A 5341-nucleotide genomic window follows, 5' to 3' on the forward strand; every position below is an offset into this window, starting at 1 on the left:
CTGGCGCGAGCGCCTGGGCGGCAGCGCCATCGCGCGCAGCCTGGGCGGCCTGTTCTCGCGCAATCCCCGTCTCGACGACGACCTGCTGGACGAGATCGAGACCGCGCTGATCACCGCCGATGTTGGGGTGACCGCCACCACCGACCTGGTCGAAGGCCTGCGCAAGCGCATGAAGGCGCGCGAGTTCGCCGACGCCGACGCCCTGCTCGCCGCCCTGCGTGCCGAACTGGTCGCGCTGCTGCGACCGGTCGCGGTGCCGCTGCAGATCGACCGCGACGCCCGGCCCTTCGTCCTGCTGACGATCGGCGTCAACGGCGTCGGCAAGACCACCACCATCGGCAAGCTGGCCAAACGCTTCAAGGATGAAGGCCGCCCGCTGATGCTCGCCGCCGGCGACACCTTCCGCGCCGCGGCCGTGGCCCAGCTGCAGGCCTGGGGCGAGCGCAACGGCGTCGCCGTCATCGCCCAGGGCCAGAACGCCGACGCGGCGTCGGTCGCCTTCGATGCCCTGCAGGCGGCGAAGGCGCGCGGCACCGAGGTGCTCATCGCCGACACCGCCGGGCGACTGCACACCCAGCAGGGGCTGATGGCCGAGCTGGGCAAGATCAAGCGCGTGCTCCAGAAAATCGACCCCGCCGCCCCGCACGAGGTGCTGATGGTGATCGACGGCACCACCGGCCAGAACGCGCTGTCGCAGCTGCGTCAGTTCCATGCCGCCATCGGCGTGACCGGCCTGGTGGTGACCAAGCTCGACGGCACCGCCAAGGGCGGCGTGGTGTTCGCGCTGGCGCGCGAGTTCGGCATCCCGATCCGCTTCGCCGGGATCGGCGAGCGTCCGGAGGACCTGCGCGTGTTCGACGCCGAGGCCTTCGTCGACGCCCTGCTTCCGGAGGCGCTCGGCGCCTGATCGCCGGGTGGCCCGCCGCGTGAGCCGCAAGCGCCTGTACGTCCTGCTGGCGATCGTCGCGCTGGCCGCGTTTGGCGCGCTGGCCTTCTGGCTGAGCCGGCCGCAGCAGGTCGCCGCGCTCGTGCTAGGCGCCACCAGCCGGGCCCTGGGCCTGGATATCACCGCGTCGGGCGTGGCCGAGTACCGCCTGCGCGGCATCCCGACACTGGTCCTGCGCGACCTCGACGCACGCCTGCCCGGCGCGACCACGCCATTGCTGCAGGCCGATCGCGCCTGGCTGTCGCTGCCCTGGCACACCCTGCGCAGCCGGGGCGACGACCTGACCCTGCAACGCATCGAACTCGACGGCCCGCGCCTGCAGTGGCCGGCGCTGGTGGCCTGGCTCGATGCACGCCCCCCGTCCGATACGCCCCTGCGCCTGCCCGTGCTGACCGACGGCGTGCAGGTCCGCGACGGCCACGTCGATGGCGACGGCTGGGCCCTGCATGGCCTTGCCCTCGACGCGCCGCGCTTCCATCCCACGCGTCCGCTCAGTGCGACCGTCCGCGGCGACTACCTCGACCCGCCCTCGCGCGCGCGATTCGACCTCGCCGTCGAACTGGGCCAAACCCAGGCACTGCTGGACGGCGAGCCGACCCCGCTCCAGCTCAGCGGCACCCTCGCCGCCGACCTGGACGGCAAGCGCGTCCCTGCCACGATCGCCTTGTCCGGCCCCGTGCAGCGCGAAGCAGGCACGGTGACGATCGCGCCGATGCGCTTCGGCACCTCGGCGCGCTACGAGGCCGACGCCACCCGCCTACCCTTCCTGCTGGGCATGCACGGACGCCTGCAACTCGACGGCGATGGCCTCCTGATCGCGCCCGATGCCCTCGTGCTCAACGGCACCGACGACGCCAGCCCCATTCCCTCGCTGCAGGCCCAGGGCCAGCTCGCGCTGCGGCCCGGCAAGGCGCCGCTCGCGCTGTCGCTGGACGGACGCCTGGCCGGCTGGCCCGAGGCGTGGCCCACGCTGCCGCCGCCGCTCGGCCAGTCGCGCGCGCCCCTGCCGTTCTCCCTGCGTTATGCCGGCCACTTCGACGCCAGCAGTCCGGCACGCCTGCGGCTGGAGCGGGAGCAGACCCGGTTCGACGCCCGCTTCCGCCTGCCGGCCGTGCTGGACTGGCTGGACGCCATCGCCACCGGCACGCCGCTGCCGCCCATCGATGGCCGACTGCAGGCACCGGAGATCGAGGTCGCCGGTGCGACCCTCCGCGGCGTCGAGCTCAGTTTCGAGTCGGACGAAGCCGAATGAGCCGCGCCCGCCCGACACCGCCGCCCACCGCTGACCACGACGGCTTCGCCACCCAGCTGCTCGCCTGGTTCGACCTGCATGGTCGGCACGACCTGCCCTGGCAGCATCCGCGCTCCCCGTACCGCGTGTGGCTGTCGGAAATCATGCTGCAGCAGACCCAGGTCGCCACGGTGATCGCGTATTTCCAGCGTTTCGTCGACGGCCTGCCCGACCTGCCCGCGCTGGCCGCGGCGCCGCAGGAACAGGTCCTGGCGCTGTGGTCCGGCCTGGGCTACTACGCGCGCGCGCGCAACCTCCACGCTGCTGCGCGCGCCTGCGTCGAGCGGCATGGTGGCGAGCTGCCGCGCGATCTCGAGGCGCTCGTCGCGCTACCCGGCATCGGTCGCAGCACCGCCGCGGCGATCCTGTCCCAGGCCTGGGGCGACCGCCACGCGATCCTCGACGGCAACGTCAAGCGCGTGCTCGCGCGCTACCACGGCGTCGAAGGCTGGCCGGGCGCGCCCAAGGTCGAAAAACGCCTGTGGGCCTTCGCCGAGGCGCATGTCGCCGACCCCGCCCTGCCCGACGCACGCATGGCCGACTACACCCAGGCGCAGATGGACCTGGGCGCCACGCTGTGCACGCGCAGCAAGCCCACCTGCCTGCTCTGCCCCTTGCGCGGCGCCTGCGCGGCGCACCGGGACGGTCTCACCGACAGCCTGCCCACGCCGCGACCGGGCAAGACCCTGCCCCGACGCGAAGCCCAATTGCTGTGGCTGGAAGACGCACAGGGCCGGATCCTGCTGCAGCAACGCCCGTCGACGGGCGTCTGGGCCTCGCTATGGACCTTGCCGCAGGCCGACGACGCCACGCTCGCCCGCGAGTGGCTGGCCACGCATGCCGACCCCGACTACGACGCAGGCGAGGCACTGCCTTCGATCGCCCACGCATTCAGCCATTTCCGGCTCGACCTGCACCCGCGCCGGTGGCGGGCGGTCGCCCTGCGCGAGCGGGTCGGCGACAATGGCGACCTGCGCTGGGTCCCGCGGACGCAACTGACGGCGCTGGGCATCCCGGCCCCCATCCGCAAGCTGCTCGAATCCAGCGACGCGACGCCCGCCGACCACGACTGAGGATCCCGATGCCCCGCACCGTCCACTGCGAATACGAGAAGCGCGAGGCCGAAGGCCTGGACTTCATCCCCTGGCCCGGCGAACTCGGAAAGCGCGTCTACGCCCACATCGGCAAGAACGCCTGGGCCGCATGGCTGGCCCACCAGACCATGCTGATCAACGAGAACCGCCTGTCGCCGATGGACCCCAGGCACCGGGCGTTCCTGGCCGCGGAGATGGAGAAGTTCCTGTTCGAGGGCGGCGCCGACAAGCCGGCCGGCTACGTCCCGGCAGACGCGCCCTAGTCATCCCGGGCCGCCCGGGCCATTCCCTGACTGCGATTTACTCGTCCGACGCGTCTGCGGGCAGCGTCCCGTTCTCGCGCCGGTCGGCCTCCGCGGCCTTGATCGCGCGGGTATCGAGCGGCCGGATCTCGCCGATGATGCAGGGGATCGACACCGCACCCGCTCCGGGCCCCAGCACCGTCACCTTGTCGAACTTGGCGTAGACCATCCCGCCCTGGTCGCTCACGGCGATCGTCGTCGCGAAGTCCAGGTTGTAGCAACTGCCGTCGAACTCGAGCAGGTAGGCCTCCTGCGGGCGCGTCCAGACCGCCAGCGCCTCGTCGCCGAGCGGCGTCCAGCTGTCCAGGCGACCGAAATAGCGGAAGCTCTTCACCGGCTCGCCGGCATGCGCGCGATAGATCAACAGCCGCTCGTCGTCGCTGATCCGGTCGCCGGTCGCACAGGCCGACAAACCCGCAGCCCCCAGGACAGCCACCAGCGCAAACCAGGCCCCCCAACGCATCATGCTGAATTGCATCGTCTTTTCCTCTCTGGCGAACCGGGCGCACCGCCACCACGGCGACACGCATGCATCTCACCATACGCGGCAGGCAGCACAGCCGTCGCAAGCCGCCGACCACCGGAAAACGACCGCCACCGCGTCGGCCGGCACCGACGCTTGCCACATCCTTCCCGCATCCGTATCATGCCGCTCCTCACACGGTCGCACCGTGTCGTGGCCGGGTAGCTCAGTTGGTAGAGCAGGGGATTGAAAATCCCCGTGTCGGGGGTTCGATTCCCTCCCCGGCCACCATTTTCCGGTGGCCCCCATTGCCCCGAAGACCTCGCCCCGCCCGGCTCCCAGCCCGCGGGGCGTTTGCGTTATGGGGGGCGGTCCCGCGCGCTGCCAAGCGCCACGTCTCCGCCGGGGCCGCGCACGCTCCTCGGCTGATCTGGACGGACAAGCCGGAGCGTCAAGAGGCGTCGACCCATCCGATCCCCTATCGCTCAGTCAGTTAGCACCTCAAATATGAGCGTTCTTCAGATAGCACCGCATTATTGACTGATATCCGTGACGTGCTCCCCCGGCGACGAACCGCGGGCCCATCGTAAGCCCATGATTCCAAAGAACGTCTGCGCGTTTGACCAGGCAACGCATCCACATACAGAATCAGTTATCACCCCACTTTTGGGGTCTACTTGGTGTTAGGTCTCTATGGACAAGTTCCTGAGCTCTTGTCTCTCCGAGATGCACAGATCCACGATGAAGCCGCTTGGCTTCACGAAGGATCGCGCCACTTTCTCTAGGCAGCACCCCAGTCACACTGAACGATTCAACATTCAACCTTCAATGTTCAACAATCCGTATCAACGGACGTTCTTCGTAAATTGCATGCTTCTGTTCAACGACCTCCCGGAACCCTATCAGTTCAGGCACAAACACAAAGACTGGGATTGGGATCAGCGGATTGAGCGGATTGTTCCTGATGCTCCAAGCCCTTGGTTTGAGTATTCTCACCAAGATGATCCTGCTGTCATAGTTTCAGTCCTTAGTCGTTGCATCCTGCAGGCATCTGAAACACTCTCAAGCGAAATTTGTGGCTATATGCGTAAGTACATCGCCCAAACTGATCTTGCGTTGGCCGAAAGATCTCAGAAAGAGGCCTAACCACTCCGTAGGGAGCTTCCCGTCAACCCGGGGCGCATGACGTCCTTGCCTTGAGCTTGAGGCTTGGCTGTTTCCTCGTTGTAGTGGGTGTTGCGTTTT

The 5341-nt window shown here is 68.8% G+C and carries 6 protein-coding genes and 1 tRNA gene; 6 read left to right on the forward strand and 1 reads right to left on the reverse strand.

What is annotated here, in order from left to right; all coding sequences use genetic code 11:
* The 4 genes from ftsY to FKV25_RS12910 form a co-directional block, all read left to right on the forward strand.
* Positions 1–907: signal recognition particle-docking protein FtsY (gene ftsY, locus FKV25_RS12895; protein WP_141519211.1), on the forward strand; the 907-nt coding region annotated here is incomplete at its 5' end.
* A gap of 19 nt (positions 908–926) precedes the next feature.
* The gene (locus tag FKV25_RS12900; protein ID WP_141519212.1) at positions 927–2198 is read left to right on the forward strand and encodes an AsmA family protein; all 1272 of its coding nucleotides are present in this window, start codon (positions 927–929) and stop codon (positions 2196–2198) included.
* Positions 2195–3310, forward strand: a complete 1116-nt coding sequence (gene mutY, locus FKV25_RS12905; RefSeq protein ID WP_141519213.1) for an A/G-specific adenine glycosylase — start codon at positions 2195–2197, stop codon at positions 3308–3310. The genes FKV25_RS12900 and mutY overlap by 4 nt, the downstream gene beginning before the upstream one ends.
* Positions 3311–3318: 8 nt before the next feature.
* Positions 3319–3594, forward strand: coding sequence for an oxidative damage protection protein (locus FKV25_RS12910; RefSeq protein WP_141519214.1), 276 nt, complete (start codon positions 3319–3321; stop codon positions 3592–3594).
* A gap of 37 nt (positions 3595–3631) precedes the next feature.
* Here FKV25_RS12910 and FKV25_RS12915 read toward each other — a convergent pair whose 3' ends face one another.
* A complete protein-coding gene (locus tag FKV25_RS12915) occupies positions 3632–4111 on the reverse strand; it encodes a DUF6491 family protein (RefSeq protein WP_246072088.1) in 480 nt (159 codons plus the stop codon).
* A gap of 200 nt (positions 4112–4311) precedes the next feature.
* On the opposite strand from FKV25_RS12915, the gene FKV25_RS12920 reads away from it, so the two are divergent.
* Together FKV25_RS12920 and FKV25_RS16695 are read left to right on the forward strand one after the other, a co-directional pair.
* Positions 4312–4387, forward strand: a tRNA-Phe gene (locus tag FKV25_RS12920).
* 450 nt (positions 4388–4837) lie between these two features.
* Complete coding sequence (locus FKV25_RS16695; protein WP_425462631.1) at positions 4838–5242, forward strand: DUF4304 domain-containing protein; 405 nt, start codon at positions 4838–4840, stop codon at positions 5240–5242.
* The last annotated feature ends 99 nt before the right edge of the window (positions 5243–5341 follow it).

Source organism: Marilutibacter aestuarii, from assembly GCF_006546775.1.
Lineage (GTDB): Bacteria > Pseudomonadota > Gammaproteobacteria > Xanthomonadales > Xanthomonadaceae > Marilutibacter > Marilutibacter aestuarii.

Coding starts and splice junctions, on each gene's coding strand:
- mutY (WP_141519213.1), top strand. CDS start 2,195: ATGAGCCGCGCCCGCCCGACACCGCCGCCCACCGCTGACCACGACGGC.
- FKV25_RS12910 (WP_141519214.1), top strand. CDS start 3,319: ATGCCCCGCACCGTCCACTGCGAATACGAGAAGCGCGAGGCCGAAGGC.
- FKV25_RS12915 (WP_246072088.1), bottom strand. CDS start 4,111: ATGCAATTCAGCATGATGCGTTGGGGGGCCTGGTTTGCGCTGGTGGCT.
- FKV25_RS16695 (WP_425462631.1), top strand. CDS start 4,838: ATGAAGCCGCTTGGCTTCACGAAGGATCGCGCCACTTTCTCTAGGCAG.